A 16,863-nucleotide genomic window follows, 5' to 3' on the forward strand; every position below is an offset into this window, starting at 1 on the left:
ATAGCGTTCCGGCAGGTCACGCCAGGAGATCCCGGTGCGGATCTTGTAGACCATCCCGTTGATGACCTGCCGGTCCTCCACGCGGGGCCGCCCTGTCGCGGCCCGGGGTATCAGCGGAGCGAGTAACTCCCACTCCTGGTCGGTGAGTTCATGACGACGTACCACAACACCATGATCTCCCACCCGGATGATCTTTGAAGACGGACCCTAGTAGTGCTTCGTTAGGTTCTGGGCTGTCTGCGGATGCTCCGGGGGCTGGGCAGGGGGCGTCCGCAGGTGGTGCAGATGCCGGTCCAGCACCTCAGCAGGTCCTGAAGAGCGTCGAGGACCTGGTAGAGGGTCAGGCCGGTGTGCGGACTTTTGGGTCGAGCCGCCTGAGGGTGAGGAATGCCTGGGCGGCGGTGACGAGGGTGACGTGGTGGTGCCTGCCGCGCCAGGTGCGGCCCTCGAAGTGGTCCAGTCCCAGGCCATGCTTGAGCTCGCGGTAATCGTGCTCGATCCGCCAGCGCATCTTGGCCCACCGCACCAGGCCGGCGGCCGGTGTGGTGGCGGGCAGGTTCGATATCCAGTAGTCCGTCGGAGTGTCCTGGCCGTCCGGCCATTCGACGAGGAGCGTCTTGACGGGCAGGACGCCGTCCCACCGGTTGCGGCCACCGCCCGCCTCCTGAGCCGCGGCCAGGGACTGCTTGCCCGCGGGCCGCACCCTCAGCACCGCGAACCGCGAGGTCATCGCACCTTTGCTGCCCTGCCTCCAGGTCACCTCGGTGAACCGCTCCGCACCCGCCTGCGCTGCGAGGACGCAGACGGCTCGCGGTGGGGTGCGGTAACGGGGAAGGGTGGGCGGTCCCAGTCCGCCATAAGCAGGCTGGTGCGGCTCGGCATCCTCCGGGTGGGCGACTTCCTTCCCGTTCAGGGCCAGGACATAGGACAGCCCTCGCTCCTCGAGACCGAGCCGGAACGGGGTGCTGACGCCGTAGCCGGCGTCGGCGACCACGACCGGCGCCTTCAACTGCCACTGGGCGAGTGTGTCCAGGAGGCCGAGCGCCAGACGCGACTTCTCCTGGTGCACCACGTCGTCGGGGACTCCTGCCCTGCGGCATCGGTCCGGCTCGTCCGTCCACTCACGCGGCAGATACAACTGCCACTCCAACGGGCACGAGGCGGTGTCGGTGGCGCCATGGACGCTGACCGCGACCTGGCAGTTCGCGTAGCGGGCGGCGAGGATGTCGAAGCGGGTCGCGATCGCGCGGAACCGCTTCAGTGGTTGAAGCAGCGTTCGACCACGTTGCGGGACGTATAGAGTTCGCGGTCGAAGGTCGGCGGTCTACCGCCGGCCTTTCCGCGCCGCCGACGGTTGGCCTTTGGGTCGGCCCGTTCCGGGATGACCGCGCGGATGCCGCGGCTCCGCAGCTTCTGCCGGATCACCCGCGACGAATACGCCTTGTCCGCGATGACCGCATCGGGTCGGCGACGCGGTCTCCCGGCGCCGGTCCTGGGCACCCTCAGCGCGTCCAGAACCGTGGCGAAGACGGTGGAGTCGTTGACGTTGCCGGGCGTGACGGCGACGGTCAGCGGCAGGCCCCGGCCGTCGCAGGCGAGATGGATCTTGGTGGTCAGCCCGCCGCGGGACCGGCCGAGCGCCTGGTCAGCCGCCGTGCGTGCCGGATCTTCCCGTTCTTCCCCCGTCGCGGCCCCTTTTTACGGGCCCCGGCGGCATGCTGGTGGGGCCGGTTGATCGTGGAGTCGACCGACACCGTCCACTCCACCGCTCCGACAGAGTCGTCCCGGACCTGGACCTGTTCGAGCAGGCGGGCCCAGGTTCCGTCCGCCTCCCGAAAGGCCGCGGCGAAGCCGTCAGCGGCCCTTCACCGCGGCCGCGCCGTACTCAGGCCCAGTACATCGCGGTGGGTGGAGGACACCCGCCGCGTACCTAGGGGCCTTACGGGGAGCTCGCGAGGGAAGGGCAAGCCATACCCGGTGTCGACCGACTGCGAAGGCCTCCCTTTGGTCGTACTGTGCGCCGCCTGTGATCATCCGCAGGAAGGATGTAAGGAGCATCCATGATCGACGACGATGACCGGGCGAAGTCCGCACCAGAGGAAGGGACACCCTTTGCGCATCCACCGGCTCGTCGGAACCGTCGTGGGCACCACGCTTCTGCTGACCGCCACGGCACCGGTCGCACAGGCGGACGCCAGACCGGCCACGAAGGCGTCCGAATCCCCCTTAAGCCGCGGGACGTTGGACCCCGTGGCGCTCGGCGCCGGTCTCCGCGCCGCCCACGACGCGGGCATGTACGGCGTCTACTCCTCCGTACGCGACGGCGCCGAGTGGTGGACCGGCGCAGCTGGCGTCGCGGACGTGGACACCTGGCGTCCCGTCCGGCCGGGCATGCTCCACCGGGTGGGCAGCATCAGCAAGACCTTCACCGCCGTCGCCCTCCTCCAGCAAGTGGAGCAGGGCCACGTCCGACTCGACGCGCCCATCGGTGACTACCTCCCCGACCTGGTCCCGGGCGAACGTGGCCGCGAGATCACCGTCCGCATGCTCCTCAACCACACGAGCGGCATCGGCGACTACGTCATCGGCGCCTTCCCCTCCCTCGCCCACGGCTCGGCGGCGAGCCTCGACGAGGAGCGCTTGCGCTCCATACGCCCGGGGGAACTGGTCCGCCTCGGGCTGGCGGCGCCGGCCACCGGTGAGCCCGGCGAAAAATGGTCGTACTCCAACACCAACTACGTCATCGCCGGGCTGCTCCTCGAGAAGGTCACCGGCCAGGACGCCGAGGCGTACATCACCCACCACGTCATAGCCCGGGCCGGACTGCACCACACGTCGTTCCCGCGCTCCCCCTATATCCAGGGCCCGCACCCCCGTATGTACGAGTCGTTCTACGGCCTGATCGACCCCCCGCGCGACTACAGCGACTACGACATGTCCTGGGCGTACACCGCCGGCGCGATCGTCTCCACCACCGACGACCTCAACCGCTTCTACCGCACCCTGCTCGGAGGCAAGCTGATCGGCCCGGCCGCGTTGACGGAGATGCAGCGAACGGTCCCGGCCGACGGCAGGATCTACGGCCTGGGGATCTACGCCATCGACATCCCCGGGTGCGGCCGCTTTTGGGGCCACGACGGCGCCGTCTTCGGCGCCGGCACCATCGCCCTCTCCAGCCCCGACGGCAGGCGCCAGGTCGCCATGGGCTGGAACCTCATGAAATACCAACGCCTCACCGCCGACGGCTCCGGTGTCGAACCGAACCCGATCGACGACGCCCTCAACCAGTACATCGTCCGCGCACTGTGCCCGGCGGGCACGACGTTCCCGGCGCCCGGCTCCCACTCGGTGACCGGGCCGGCCCGGACGGTACTGCCCGGCGTGGACCTGGCGCCCACGGCGTCGGCCGGGACCCTGCGCTGAGACGCGGGCGCCTGACCGCGCTGCAGGCCGAGGCCGCTGCCCAGCTGACCTCCTCACGGCCTCCCGTGTGACGACAGATTCCGCAGCAAAGACACGGCCTTGAGCCAGCTGCCCGGCAGCGTCAGCCCCCCCCGTTATGTTTTCCGCGGTCCTGCAAGAGGACCGCTGGCCTCCGGGCCCGGCATGACTGTTCCCTCCTGTCGAACGGATGACCTGGGGGGTGGTGTCACCGGGCCTGGGAGGCGCCGTTGGAGACGCTGATGAGAGGTCCGACTACCGCCTGGCCTGGCGCAATGCCCGGCCGCTTACGGGTGGCAGGTCTGCATGACGTGGATGCGCGCATACGACGCCAACGCCCTGGCCGGCACCGCACGAACCCCGTTCGGGAGGATGGGTTGGACGACATCGACGACTTGGGCGTCTTGCTCGGCCTGGACGTCGGCAAGAGCGCCCACCACGGGCACGGGCTGACCCCTGCCGGGAAGAAGGTCTTCGACAAGCAGTTGCCCAACAGCGAGCCGAAGCTGCGGGCCGTCTTCGACAAGCTGGCCGCGAAGTTCGGCACCGTTCTGGTGATCGTGGACCAGCCCGCCTCGATAGGAGCCCTGCCCCTGACCGTCGCCCGGGACGCCGGCTGCAAGGTCGCCCACCTGCCCGGCCTGTCCATGCGGCGGATCGCCGATCTTTACCCGGGCGAGGCGAAGACCGACGCGAAGGACGCCGCGGTGATCGCCGACGCCGCCCGGATGATGCCGCACACCTTGCGTCGCTGGAACTGACCGACGAGATCACCGCCTAGCTGACCGTGCGGGTCGGCTTCGACCAGGACCTCGCCGCCGAGGCCACCCGCACATCGAACCGGATACGCGGCCTGCTCACCCAGTTCCACCCCAGCCTGGAACGCGTCCGCCCTCGCAGCCATCCACGCCGCCCGGCCCGGCGCGATCCGCCGCCTCCAGGTCGACGACCTCGACATCGGCAACCGCCGGCTCGTCATCGACGGCCGCATCCGACCACTGGACGAGCTCACCCTGCAGGCTGCCCTCGTCTGGCTGGAACACCGGCGACGGCGCTGGCCCGACACCGTCAACCCGCATCTGCTGACCAACAAGCAGACCGCCCTGAAGACCGGCCCCATCAGCGGCGTCTCCGTCTCCGCCGCCCTACGCGGCCAGACCGCAACCCTCGAACGGCTCCGCGTCGACCGCCAGCTTGAAGAAGCCCTCGTCCACGGCCCGACCCGCTCCACCTCGCCGAAGTCTTCGGACTCGACGAGAAGACAGCCATCCGCTATGCGGATTCCGCACGCGCGCTGCCTGAGCGAGCTACCGAAATCGATCCGGTGTCTCGACTCGAATCAGCAGTCCTTCCCGGCGACCGTCGGGCGAGTACATAGTCAAGGCCTGTGGACGGATGCGGTTTCCGGTTGCTTTGACGCCGAAGCTACTTGGGATCTTCGCTGGCCCAAGGGTGGACGAAGCGGTCCGGAGGTAGTTGCCATGCGTTGAGCATGCTGTCCAGGTCGGTCTCGTTCGCTGCGGAAGCGGTGTGCACGAGTTCCGCACCGATGTCGTAGTCGAAGCCCTCGAGGCGATCGGCCTCGTACTCCCAGTGTTCCAATCGGAAGCTCCGGCCCGAATCGCTGCGAGCCCAGCCCTCCTCGCGGGCCTGGGCATCGGGTGCGCTCAAACTCGGGGTGATGTCCACGAACGCCCGACGGTCCGGTCTTGATGCCGGAACCTCTGTGACGAGACGTCTGCCGAGCCGTAGTGCCGACAGCTTGTCCGCAGGCCAGTTCGATCCGTTTCTCATGAGGTTCATTGTGGTGGCCACGGTGGGGCCCGGCTTGCGCGGCTGACCGCAGAGGATCTGCGAACTCCGCCTGACGGTCACTCGCTCGCGTGCGTCTCGACACGGCGCCTGGAGAAGAAGCCGCCGGTCCCAGCCCCGTGCCTTGACGCGAACTCGCGGGTCCGCACCCCAGAATCGGGGCACTGCACCCCCGGGTTCGTGTTGAAGAACCTTCAGTTTCCGCGAACTTGCGGGGATCGTCGGGTGCCGGTAGGAACCGTGTCACCAGCCGCAAACCACGGCCCTGCTGTGCCGACTTCGCAAGCCGGGGTATGCGACATAAGATCAACTAAGGTATAGCCGCCTAACAGGCGGACAGAACCCACGAATCGGTGGCGGAACGCTTGCCGGGGCGGCCTGTCAGTCCGTCGACCTCGACGACGCCTTGGCGCAGAGGTACGGATGCGCGAGCAGCAGGCTGGTGCCGGTCATGGCGATGCCGATGTAGACCGGCGCGAGGTGGGTGAAGTCCTTGTAGTGGATCGCGACGTGTACCACGACAGTCGGCAGGAAGCCAGCGGCCGCCGCCACGGCCAGGGTCCAGAACACCCAGGCCTCGCCCCGCCGCCAGCCCCACGCGCTGAGCAGAATGATGGCCACCGCGGCGGCCATCAGCGCGCCGCCGAACCCGGCGCGGTCGTGGGCGATGAACGGCACAAGCCGGGGATTGACGGTTTCCAGCATCTGCGGGCTGGTGCCCAGGTAGGCCAGGTCGGTCGGTACGAAGACATCGGTCAGACCGACCAGTGAGATCACCGCTCCGCCGACGAGCAGCCCCACTCCGGTGACGATCAGCAGCAGCTGGCCGACCAGCGCCCGTCGGCGCTCCGGCTCCGGCCCCTCGGGCGCCAGGCGCCACCGCGGTGCGTGCGGGGTCCGGCGGACCGCGGCCACGAACATGGGGAACAGCACGATGGCGGTGGCCGTGTGCAGGGGTTCCAGGAAGCCGGTGGCCAGGAAGTAGAACAAGGTGGGGAAGCCGATCGCCCCCGAGAGCAGGTACACCTCGCGCGCCCAGGGCCAGCCGCGTCTGATCCCGCCCACGGCGAGGCCGGTGTAGAGGACGCCGATCGCTACCATCGTGCTGGCCATGGTGATCCGGTCGTGCTGGAGGAAGTGCACGAGGTGGTGGTTCGTGGCATGCAGTTCACGCAGCGTCATGCCGAGATAGTCGCGGTCGTACCAGAGCAGCACCGGCCCGAGCGTGATCGCTGCGGCCCCGAGTCCGGCGCCCGTCATACCGAGCCCGACGAGCAGCGCCCACCACCAGGCGGGCCAGCGGCGCGGATCGCGCCCGATGTCGCGTAACGCTGGGGCGGGCTCGGTGGGCGTGGCTGCCTCGGTGACCCGTGCGAACCAGCCGGGCCCCGCCGCGACGAGCACCCCGGGCCGGGCGAGCACGACGGCGCCTGGATCCTCGAGCGCGACGGCCGCGGCGGTGGCCGACGGGTCGGAGACGTGGACTAGGTGCGGGTCATCGCTGCTGGTGAACCCGTCGACATAGGGTTTGAGGGCAGCCTCGGCGGCCGCGTCGCAGGCGCGGACGACCAGCGGGATCGAGCGGTCGGCAGCAGCCTCGCGTACGGTCTCCGCGTCGACCGCCGAGACGGGCGCCACCTCGACGACACCGGCCCCGAGGGGGGGCATGGCGCGTACCGCTTCGTGGGCGAGCGAGGGCGGGACGGATATACCGAGGCGGACGGTCACGGGCACGCCGGCGATCTCACCGGCGAGTCGCTTGGGCGGATGACGGTGGCCGAACCCTCGGGCGATCAGCCGCGCGCCAGCGGGACGTGAGCCGATCGAGGCGAGCAGCCGCAGCGCGGTGCGCTGCGAACGGCGCCGGCCGAGGACGGCGGCCGCCAGGCCGCGCAGCGGGTGATACGTCCAGTCCGGCATCAGCGGCTCTCGCTGTTCGTCGTGGTCACCGGGTCCCCGGGCGCGGTCCAGCCGAGCACAGGCGTCATGGAACGCAGCGTCACCCGAGTCGGCGTCAACCGGGCGGCCGTGTCGCGCAGCAGCACCGCCGGCGGCCACGACAGTTGGCCGACTGCGCCGAGCCGGGCGGAGCGGCGTGTGATGGCCTGGGTCCGCGAGCGGCGAAGCAGGTCGTACGAGCGCAACGCGGCGGCCACGTCCGGGGTGCCGCCGAGGCAGTGGGCGAGGGTGACCGAGTCCTCCAGCGCCTGGCAGGCGCCTTGGCCCAGATTCGGGGTCATGGCATGGGCCGCGTCGCCCAGCAGCGCGACCCGGCCGCGGACGAAGGAGGGGAGCGGCGGCAAGTCGTACAGGTCGTGCCGGAGCACTGCGCCCGCGGGAACGGCGGCCAGCAGGGCGGGGATGGGATCCGGCCAGGACCCGAAGCGGCGCAGCAGTTCGGCGTACTCGGACGAGCCGGAGGCTGCTCCCGCCGGCAGAGACGCGGTCGCGAAGCAGTACATCCGCCCGCCCGGGAGCGCCGTGTAGCCGAACCTCGCCCCACGGCCCCAGGTCGCCGCGCCCTCGCAGGGCGGCTCGGCGAGGGGCTCGGTGACCATGCGCCAGGCGGTGTAACCGGCATACCGGGGGCCGGCCCCGCTGGACCACAGCGCGCGGCGGACCGCACTGCGCAGCCCGTCGGCACCGACCACGAGATCGGGCCGGGACTCGCCCCCGCGGTGAACGACGACCACACCGTGGCCGTCCTCGCGGACCGCGGACACCTCGCAGCCCGACCGCAGACTGTCAGCGGGCAGCGCCTCGATGAGCACACGCAACAGGTCCGCACGGTGCAAGACCACCAAGGGATGGCCGAAGCGGCGCGCCAGCTCCGCGTTGTCCGTACGGGACATCCAGCGGCCCCGGCGGTCGCGTACGCCACCTACGGCCTCGACTGCTCCGAGCGCCCGCACGGCACCGGCCAGGCCGAGCACCTCAAGCGCATGCAGCGCGTTCGGCCACAGGGAGATGCCGGCGCCGATCTCAGTGAACTCCCTGGCCCGTTCGAGCACCTCGACGCGCCAGCCCCGGCGATGCAGGGCAACGGCCGCCGCGAGACCGCCGATCCCGCCACCGACAATGGCCACGGCGCGCTGTGACATGAGTCCTCACTCTGGGTTCGGGGACGCCGTCCCGGTCAAGTGGCCGTCGATCCGGTGCCCCGAGCGGCATGCGACGCCACGCAGGTGGGCTGAGCAGCGCCTCATGGCAACATCTTGACAGACGTCTGTCAGGGACCGAAGGGGACCGGCCAGGTTGGTACCGGCCCATCACCGCCGCGCTGTTGCCTCCCGACAGGCCGTGATCCTCCGGTCGCTGATGATCGCTGCGCGAAACGCCTTCCCCGCCACACGACCATGAGCGACGATCAGGAGCGAGCTGGCCATTCTCGGCGCACTGGTCTCGCTGGCCGTGCAGTAGGCGAACCGCGGGGAGGTGGCGACGTAGATGCCCGCGCGCAGCAGGAGGGCCCTGGGAGACCCCAGGGCCCTCCTGTCTGCCCGGCCCCCGGTCTCCTATCTCTGACCCACAGGGCAAGGAGCGACCTCCGCTACCGGTTCCTGCGACGTGCGGCGGGGTCGCGCTCCGCGACGCGCCGGGCGACCGAGTCGACGCCGGGGCGGGCGTCCGTTCCAGTGAGCCCCTGACTCTCCGTCGACTACTCATTCGGTCATGCGGTCCAAGCAGGTGCCCGTCCTCTCCGTCCCACACCGCTCGACGAGCGACCCCGCACCGATCGCCCAACACCAGCGGCTCGCGCTGCTGCGACAGCTCGTGGACCGCGACGATGTCCCGCTCCAGGATCGCGTGGCTGCCGTGCTCGTTCTCCTCTACGCGCAGCCGCTGACACGGATTGCACAGCTCAGCACCGGCGACGTCCAGCACGAGGACGGCGAAGTCCTCGTCCGGCTCGGCGACCCGCCGTCGCCTGTCCCGGCCCCGTTCGCCGGGATACTGCTGGACTACCTGGGGCAGCGGCCGAACACCATGACCGCGACAAATCCCGACGCCCGATGGCTCTTCCCCGGCCGCCGGGCCGGGCAGCCTATGACCCCGGAGACTCCGGAACTTCGGCTCCGCCACCTGGGCTTCCCGACCCAGCGAGGCCGCACAGCGGCGATCCGCCACCTCGTCCTCCAGACCCCAGCCCCGGTGGTCGCCCGGATGCTCGGCTACCACGACGACACCACAGCCCGCCTCGCCGAAGAGGCCGGAGGAACCTGGCGCCACTGTGCCTCCGTTGACCACCGGCGGTGACTACCGCCCGACAGGCGCTGCTTGACCTTGCCGCTGGCGGCAGGGTTGCACGATGACCGGCATGAACAGCACCGCAGAGCAGCAGGATCGTCGCCGTCACCGGAGCCGGCACCGGGATCGGCCGGGCCACCGCCCGCGCCTTCGCCGCTGAGGGCGCCCACGTGGTCGCGATCGGGCGGCGGGCCGAGCCGCTGAAGGAGACCGGGGCCGGGCACGACCGGATCACGCCGCTGGCCGCCGACATCACCGCCGAGGGCGAGCCGGATCGGATCATCCGGACCACGCTGGAGACACACGGCCGGCTGGACGTGCTGGTCAACAACGCAGGCATCGTGCGCAGCGGCGCTCTCGGCACGCTGACGCCGGAGATGATCACAGCTCAGCTTGCCACCAACCTCGTCGCCCCCATCCTGCTGGCCCAGGCCGCGCTGCCACTCCTGGAGAAGTCGGGCGGGGTGATCGTCAATGTCAGTACGTCGGTGGGGCAGCGCGCCTGGCCCGGCAGCTCGGTCTATGCGGCCACCAAGTCCGCTCTGGAGCTGCTGACCCGCAGCTGGGCGGTCGAGCTGGCACCCCGCGGGATCCGGGTGGTGGCGGTCGCCCCCGGCGCGATCGACACTCCCATCGGCGAGCACCAGGGCCTGACGCCGGAGCGGATGGCAGCGGTGCGGGAGTGGCAGCTGGCGCACACCCCACTGGCCCGGATCGGCCGAGCCGAGGAGGTGGCCTGGGCAGTCACCCAGCTTGCCGCACCGGCCGCGTCGTTCGTCACCGGAGTGGTTCTCCCGGTCGACGGCGGAGCGGTGGTGGCGTGATAGGAGTGGCCCGGGAGGTGGGATGGGTGCGGATCGGTGAGCTGGCCGGGGCGACCGGGACAACCGCCCGTGCGCTGCGGCACTACGAGCAGGCCGGACTGATCTCCTCGCAGCGGGCCCCCAACGGCTACCGCGTCTACGACGAGCGGGCGGTGGTGCGGGTCCGCAGCATCCGCTACCTGCTGGCCGCCGGGCTCACCCTGGACGACGTGCGGGTGTTCCTGCCGTGCCTGGACGGCGATGTGGCCGCCGCACCGCCCTCGGACAAGGGCCTGCGGGTCGCGTTGGAACGGCTGGCGGTCCTCAACGAACGGATCGCCGCCCAGACCGAGGCCCGCGACCGACTGGAGGCCGCGTTGCAACAGGCAACCGGTGGTCGGATCCGCCCAGTGGCCTGAACGCCCACCTCGTCGCAGAAGCCGGAGAAGCCCGGAGTCGCTACGCTCCCCACGGCCACTCACGGTGACCACGAGCCCTCACCGGCCAAGGAATACGCGCCTCTCGATTACGCGAGGTCGCCAGTTTCACACCCCAAGACCCCCGCGAGTTCGCGAAAACTGAAGGCGCTTCGCCGTGAACCCCTGGGTCCGATGCTCTGATGTTGAGGGGTGGACCGGTAGGTTCGGGGTGAAGTCGCGGGGTCGGCTTCCAGGGGCCGTTCCAGGAGAGCGCGGAACCCGGACGCGGCCGGGCTCGACGACGAGGACGGGGCTGAGGACTGACGCAGACGCCAGCCCGCCAGAATGGCCGGGAACGGACCGGGCGTTGGCACTGGTCACAGGCTCGGAAACGCAGGGCAGCACACCACGTGCCTTGTGGGTTCATGATGGTCTGCGGCGTGGAGTGCCCCGTCTGCCCGGTGGCTTTGCCCAGTCCGGATCGCGCATGATCCAATCCCTGGTGGATTCGACGGGAGTGTGGCGTGGGGGACTGGCGGACCGATCCGACGTTCGCAATGTGCAGGGCCCTGGTCAACGGGGCGGATCTGTCATCGTTCGCGGCAGGCCCGTTCGACATCAGGACGGTGACGGCGACCATCCGGCCCGAGACCATCGACGGAGCCGTCCTCGACGAACTTCCCTGGGGGAACTTCCCTCACGGAGAGGACGCCCGGAAAGCCGTTCACCTGCTGCGCACCAAAGAGGGGGCGGCACGTAACGCGATGGGTGCGCTGATCGGCATGTGCGCCAACGACAGCCGGGCCGCCGTCGCTCTTGCCGTCCCGTTCCTGATCCGGATCGCCACCGACCCTCACCATCCACACCGCACCGTCGCCCTCGGCGGTCTCGCCACCCCCGCCCGCGCCCGCTACTTCGGTGTCGCCTCCCGCGCCGAATTCCTCCTCCACCGCTCCGGCCCCCGGCACGACGACTACGACGACTACGGCGTCGAGGTGACCGGCTACCCGGCAGGCTGGTCGGTGGCCGCTGCCCGAGCCGCGATCACCGCTGGAACTCCCTTGCTCCTGCCGCTCCTCGACGACTTTGACCCTGCCGTGCGCATCGACGCCTCCTACGCTCTCGCCCCCGCGGCCGACCCCGACCATTCGGTCCGAACCGCGTTCGCTGCCCGGTTCGCCAAGGAGCAGGACCCCATGGTCCTGGCCGCCTTGGTTCTCGCGACCGCAGAGACGACACGTGCCCACCCACACCGACCGGCCATCGCGTGGATCCGCGAGATGTGGCAGGACCGGGCACAGGCCCCCGAAGTCCGCCTTGCCGCTGCGATCGGCTGGCTCTGCCTCACCGACGAACCCGCCCCCGACGTCTTGCACACCACCGTCGACGTCCTGGCCACCGAAGAACGCGCCCGCGCTATGGAGGCCCTGCCCTGGATGGCCGCCGTCGGTGGCAACGAGCCGGGGCTCCTGCGCTGCGTCCGCCGCATGCTCCACCCAGAAGAGCCCGAACCGTAAAGCGACGACCCCTGGGCCCCATGGCCCTGACCGGCCCCGCATAGCTCGCGTTCTGTGCATCGCGGTTGGCCGTCGGGGCCAACCACCGTGCTCAGTCACCGCCGCTGTGGCTGAGTCCTGTAGTGGGCCCGTCTGGCCAGGTAGGTGCTCAGCCGGAGCTGGCAGTGCAGACCGGGCCCGGCCCAGAAGCTAGCGGCCGACAGTGCTCCAATCGGCGGGGGCGGGCGGCACTGTACGGCCTGCGGCGTGTTCGCGGAGGCGCCGGGTCAGTTCCTGAAGGTCATAGCCGGGGAAGCTCACCTGGAGGAGGCGCAGGCCGAAGTGCGATCCGGAGCTTCGTGTGCCGTAACCCTGGTAGTTCGCGTCGCGGAAGCCGTTGACCGTGAGGTTGACCTGCTGATACCCAGTGTTTGCGGCAACAGGGGTGATGCTGCGGTTGACAGCGTATGAGGAGACATCGTCGTTGGCGGCCGCGTTGACTGCTTGGCACGCTGCGGCAGGATCGAGGAGAGACGGCGCAGGGCGGTCGACGGAGGTCCTGGACCGGCATGGCCGGCTGGAACTGCGGCATTTTCGTGGGCTGCTGGGGTGATGAGCCCGTCGGGGAGTGCCGGTGACGCGAAGGCTCGGCCCACTCACGCGCGAGCGCTCCGCCCCGGCCCACTGGTTGTGGCCCCACGGTGCGGCGCGCCCAAGGGCCTCCGCAGGGGTCCCGGGTTGGCGACGGCGTGAATGGTGCAGCGCGCCAGCGCTCCCTCGGCAACGCCGTTTCGCGCCGCTCGCCTCCGAGTCGGCCCTTCCTGCCGGGTGCCCGCACCGTCGGCGCGGCAGCATGGACGCCTTCAGGGGCGCCCGCTCATGACGGTGCGCAGCAGGTCGACAATGGGCTGCACCGGGACGGTCGGGTCGAAGGCGCGCTGGACGCCGAGCCCGATGCCGAGGCTGAGCAGGGTCAGGGCGGCGGTGTCGGCAGGCAGGGCAGGTGTGATGCGGAGTTCGTCCGCCTGCGTCCGGATCAGCTCTGCGAGCGCGTCGGTGACGGTGCGTCGGCGCTGAGCGAGCTGCTCGCACACCTGCTTGTCGCGGCGGTTGGCGGTGGCGAACTCGACTTCCAGTGAGGTCCACGAGCTGTCGCCGATGGTCTCGTCGGCCCAGCGGGCGAATCCCGCGATCCGGTCCTCGAAGCGGGGCGCGTCGCCCATCGCGGCGGCAAGCTGTGTCACCTGTTCCGCAGCGATGCGGTCGAGTACGGCCAGGCACAGCTCGTTCTTGGTGGCGAAGTTGGAGTACACCGCCCCCTTCGAGTAGCCCGCCGCCTCGGCGACACGCTCCATTGACGTCGCTGTGAAGCCCTCGCCCAGGAAGAGCGTGTACGCGGTGTCCAGGACGTGTTTGCGGGTGCGGGCCTGGCTCTCGGCCCGGGTCAGTCTTGCCACACCCGGAGGATACCGCTAGCTTTCGGATTCCCTTGGAATTCCAATACCGGGAGAATCCATGGCGGGTTGTCGACGACGCGGGCTGGTCGTCGGGTGCGGCGGCACCCTCGGCTTCGCATGGGCGGTCGCGGCGCTGGCCGCGGTCGAGAAGCGGCTCGGCTGGGATGCCCGCACGGCAGAGGTGCTGGTGGGGACGTCGGCGGGGGCGGAACTCGGGTCCGCGCTCGGGTCCGGCCGGTCGGTCTGCGACCTGCTCGGTGCACTGCAGGGCCGGTCCGACGCGGACCCGCTGCTCCTGCGGCACCTCGGCGCGCACCCGGGCGCCCTGCCACCGGTTCCGTGGCCGGGCCTGCCGGGCGCCGGGCTCACGGCGGCGGCAGCCCGGGGCCGTGTCCCGCTCGGCTCGGGGCTGCTCGGCCTCCTGCCACGCGGCCGTGGGGATGCGGGGTGGCTGCGGGACTTCGGCGCCGCGCTGGCGGACGGCCATTCGTGGCTCGCCTCGTCACGTACGTGGTTGGTGGCGACCGAGACGCGCTCCGGCCGACGGGTCGCGTTCGGTTCGCCCGATACCCCGGTCGCCGACATCGGCAGCGCGCTGGCCGCGTCCTGGGCGATCCCGGGCTGGTTCCCTCCCGTGCGGATCGGCGGGCGCACCTACCTCGATGGCGGGGTGGTGTCGCCGACGTCGGCCGACCTCGTTGCCCCGCTCGGCCTGAGCGAGGTGGTGATCGTCGCCCCGATGGCGACGTCCGGGGGCGCGCCCGCCACCGGGCTGAGCCGCCTCGAACGCGTCGCCAGGCGCTGGATGACCCGGACCCTCGACGCGGAGGAACTCCTGCTTCGGGCAGCGGGGACCCGCGTCGTCCGGATCGAGCCCGGCGCCGAGGAACTGGCCGTTATGGGCTTCAACTTCATGGACGTCGCCCGCCGCCCGGCCACCCTCGACGTCTCCCTGCGTACCGCGCCCGACCGTGTCAAGCGAGCCCTGGACAGGAGCACCACGGCATGAGCACCCACTTCGAGGTCATCGTCATCGGCGCCGGCCTCTCCGGCGTCGGCGCGGGGGTCCGGTTGCGGGAGGCCGGGATCCGGGACTTCCTGATCATCGAGGCCGCCGACGAATTCGGCGGCACGTGGCGGGCCAACACCTATCCGGGCTGCCAGTGCGATGTGCCGTCCCTGCTCTACAGCTACTCGTTCGCGCCGAACCCGGACTGGACGAGGGTGTACGCGCATCAGCCGGAGATCCTCGCCTACGTGAAAGGGGTCGCCGACCGGCACCGGCTGCGCGAGCACACCCGGTTCGGCGTGCGCATGACTGAGGCGCACTGGCAGCCCGACGCGGCACGGTGGCGGATCAGCACCGATGCCGGCGAGTTCACCGCCCGGTTCCTGATCGCCGGTGCCGGGCCGTGGAACGAGCCTCTCATCCCCGACATCCCGGGCCTTGCGGAGTTTCCCGGCGAGCTGTTCCACTCCGCGCGCTGGAACCACGACTACGACCTGCGCGGCAAGCGGGTCGCGGTCCTCGGCACCGGAGCATCGGCCGTGCAGTTCGTCCCGGCCATCGCCCCGCAGGTCGACCGGCTCCACCTGTTCCAGCGCACTGCCCAGTGGGTGCTGCCCAAGCCGGACCATCGCATACCGAAGGCCGAACGGTGGGTGATGCGGCACGTGCCCGGCGCCCGGGCCGCGGTGGCCGCAGTGGAGTACCGGGCAATGGAGATGCTGGGCCACGGATTTCGCCGGCCCTCGCTGCTGCGCGGCGTACAGGCCGTGGCACGCGCACACCTGCGCGCCACCGTGCGGGGCCGTGAACTGCGCCGCAAGCTGACCCCCGACTACACCATCGGCTGCAAGCGCATCCTGTTCTCCAACCGCTACTACCCGGCCCTGACCCGCCCGAATGTGGACGTGCACGCCTGCGCCGTCCGCACGGTCGACGGCACCACCGTGCTCGGCGCCGACGGCAGCAGCGCCGAAGTCGACGCGATCATCCTCGGTACGGGCTTTCACATCCTCGACATGCCGCTGTCGAACCTCATCCACGACGGCGCCGGACGTTCCCTCGCCGACCACTGGCAGGGCTCCCCCGAGGCGTACCTCGGCACCGTCACCACCGGGTTCCCCAACGCGTTTCTGCTTCTCGGTCCCGGCCTGGGCACCGGACACAGCTCCGCGTTCACCATCCTCGAAGCACAGCTCGATCTCGCCTTCGGCGCGATCCGCTCAGCACGCGCCGAGGGGTGGGCGTCGCTCGAGGTGCGCCGCGACGTGCAGAGCGCCTACAACACCGAACTGCAGGCCGCCCTCGCGGGCACCGTCTACAACACCGGCGGATGCCGGAGCTACTACCTCGACCCCAACGGCCGCAACAGCTTCAGCTGGCCCTGGTCCACCGGCAGGCTCCGCAAACAGGTGGCACGCTTCGACACCCGAGACTTCACCGTCATCCACCACTGACAGCCGCGCACCGCCGACAGCACGGGAGCGCACCCCATGGAACCGCCGCGGGCCACAGCCTGCAGGGGTCTCGGCGACGGCGTAATGCCTGCGCCCCTGGGGTGTTACCGTCGCACCATGTCCAAGACCGAGATCGACGCGGTGACCGCCGAGTTCTTCGGCGCCTTCGACAACCGGGGCGGCAAGACTGCCGAGGTGGGCCGGATCCGCCGGCTGGTTCTTCCCAGCAGCGTGATCGTCAAGACCGGCCCGGAGTTCACGGTCTACACCGTGGACGAGTTCATCGAGCCCCGCCAGCGCCTGCTGACGGACGGTCGGCTGGTCGAGTTCTCCGAGTGGGAGGTCTCCGAACGGACCGAGATCGCGGGCGATATCGCATCGCGGTTCGGTGAGTACCGAAAGTCCGGGATCTTGGACGGTGAGCTGTTCGAGGGTGGCGGGACCAAGACCATCCAGTTCGTCCGCACCTCGGACGGCTGGCGGATCGCAGCATTCGCCTGGTACGATCAGCCCTGAAGCCTGTCGAACACGGGCTGTGCAGGCATACCGCCCTACCTTCTTGCCAGGTCCGTTCAGAAGTATCTGTGAGGCGACGGTTCAGGACGTCGATCTCCTGATTCGGCGAGCTCGCGCAGTGAATGTGCCTCAGCACTCACGTGCCGACGGGTTGAAGTGTCCGGAACCTCTGTAGCAGGCGGACAACCTGGCGTCGCTCCGAGGGTGC

At 70.3% G+C, this 16,863-nt stretch carries 13 protein-coding genes and 2 pseudogenes; 9 read left to right on the forward strand and 6 right to left on the reverse strand.

Annotated elements, in window-relative coordinates; genetic code table 11:
* Nucleotides 1-183 (reverse strand): transposase (locus AQJ58_RS45950; RefSeq protein WP_420712175.1); only part of this gene is annotated, 183 nt, incomplete at its 3' end.
* A gap of 157 nt (nucleotides 184-340) precedes the next feature.
* Nucleotides 341-1,832: pseudogene (locus AQJ58_RS45955) on the reverse strand (IS701 family transposase); the annotation flags it as partial.
* Nucleotides 1,833-2,112: 280 nt separating this feature from the next.
* Between AQJ58_RS45955 and AQJ58_RS22190 the strand changes: the two are divergent.
* Nucleotides 2,113-3,423, forward strand: a complete 1,311-nt coding sequence (locus tag AQJ58_RS22190) for a serine hydrolase domain-containing protein (RefSeq protein WP_067252709.1) — start codon at nucleotides 2,113-2,115, stop codon at nucleotides 3,421-3,423.
* Nucleotides 3,424-3,818: 395 nt separating this feature from the next.
* A pseudogene (locus AQJ58_RS22195) lies at nucleotides 3,819-4,348 on the forward strand (IS110 family transposase); the annotation flags it as partial.
* A 518-nt stretch (nucleotides 4,349-4,866) separates the two neighbouring features.
* Here AQJ58_RS22195 and AQJ58_RS22200 read toward each other — a convergent pair.
* The 3 genes from AQJ58_RS22200 to AQJ58_RS22210 form a co-directional block, all read right to left on the reverse strand.
* Nucleotides 4,867-5,130, reverse strand: coding sequence for a hypothetical protein (locus tag AQJ58_RS22200; RefSeq protein ID WP_067252710.1), 264 nt, complete (start codon nucleotides 5,128-5,130; stop codon nucleotides 4,867-4,869).
* A gap of 504 nt (nucleotides 5,131-5,634) precedes the next feature.
* The gene (locus AQJ58_RS22205) at nucleotides 5,635-7,173 is read right to left on the reverse strand and encodes a hypothetical protein (RefSeq protein WP_067252711.1); all 1,539 of its coding nucleotides are present in this window, start codon (nucleotides 7,171-7,173) and stop codon (nucleotides 5,635-5,637) included.
* Complete coding sequence (locus AQJ58_RS22210) at nucleotides 7,173-8,354, reverse strand: FAD-dependent monooxygenase (RefSeq protein WP_067252712.1); 1,182 nt, start codon at nucleotides 8,352-8,354, stop codon at nucleotides 7,173-7,175. The genes AQJ58_RS22205 and AQJ58_RS22210 overlap by 1 nt, the downstream gene beginning before the upstream one ends.
* A 571-nt stretch (nucleotides 8,355-8,925) precedes the next feature.
* Here AQJ58_RS22210 and AQJ58_RS22215 point away from each other — a divergent pair.
* From AQJ58_RS22215 to AQJ58_RS22230, 4 genes are all read left to right on the forward strand, one after another.
* On the forward strand, nucleotides 8,926-9,510 hold the full coding sequence (locus AQJ58_RS22215) for a hypothetical protein (protein ID WP_067252714.1): 585 nt from the start codon (nucleotides 8,926-8,928) through the stop codon (nucleotides 9,508-9,510).
* Nucleotides 9,511-9,596: 86 nt separating this feature from the next.
* Nucleotides 9,597-10,325 (forward strand): SDR family NAD(P)-dependent oxidoreductase, encoded by a 729-nt coding sequence (locus AQJ58_RS22220; protein WP_067252716.1) that lies wholly within the window; start codon nucleotides 9,597-9,599, stop codon nucleotides 10,323-10,325.
* Between the two features lie 26 nt (nucleotides 10,326-10,351).
* A complete protein-coding gene (locus AQJ58_RS22225) occupies nucleotides 10,352-10,723 on the forward strand; it encodes a MerR family transcriptional regulator (RefSeq protein WP_199844649.1) in 372 nt (123 codons plus the stop codon).
* A 626-nt stretch (nucleotides 10,724-11,349) separates the two neighbouring features.
* A complete protein-coding gene (locus AQJ58_RS22230; RefSeq protein WP_234360224.1) occupies nucleotides 11,350-12,240 on the forward strand; it encodes a hypothetical protein in 891 nt (296 codons plus the stop codon).
* Nucleotides 12,241-13,082: 842 nt separating this feature from the next.
* Here AQJ58_RS22230 and AQJ58_RS22235 read toward each other — a convergent pair.
* Nucleotides 13,083-13,676: a TetR/AcrR family transcriptional regulator gene (locus AQJ58_RS22235; RefSeq protein WP_067252721.1), complete on the reverse strand. Its 594-nt coding sequence runs from the start codon at nucleotides 13,674-13,676 to the stop codon at nucleotides 13,083-13,085.
* A 58-nt stretch (nucleotides 13,677-13,734) separates the two neighbouring features.
* Here AQJ58_RS22235 and AQJ58_RS22240 point away from each other — a divergent pair, with 58 nt between their 5' ends.
* From AQJ58_RS22240 to AQJ58_RS22250, 3 genes are all read left to right on the forward strand, one after another.
* The gene (locus AQJ58_RS22240; RefSeq protein WP_067252723.1) at nucleotides 13,735-14,685 is read left to right on the forward strand and encodes a patatin-like phospholipase family protein; all 951 of its coding nucleotides are present in this window, start codon (nucleotides 13,735-13,737) and stop codon (nucleotides 14,683-14,685) included.
* Entirely contained in the window at nucleotides 14,682-16,139 is a 1,458-nt protein-coding gene (locus AQJ58_RS22245) for a flavin-containing monooxygenase (RefSeq protein ID WP_067252725.1), read from the forward strand. The genes AQJ58_RS22240 and AQJ58_RS22245 overlap by 4 nt, the downstream gene beginning before the upstream one ends.
* Nucleotides 16,140-16,256: 117 nt before the next feature.
* The gene (locus tag AQJ58_RS22250) at nucleotides 16,257-16,655 is read left to right on the forward strand and encodes a DUF4440 domain-containing protein (protein WP_067252726.1); all 399 of its coding nucleotides are present in this window, start codon (nucleotides 16,257-16,259) and stop codon (nucleotides 16,653-16,655) included.
* Nucleotides 16,656-16,863 lie beyond the last annotated feature (208 nt).

Origin of the sequence: Streptomyces sp. DSM 15324, assembly GCF_001514285.1 — a bacterium.
Lineage (GTDB): Bacteria > Actinomycetota > Actinomycetes > Streptomycetales > Streptomycetaceae > Streptomyces.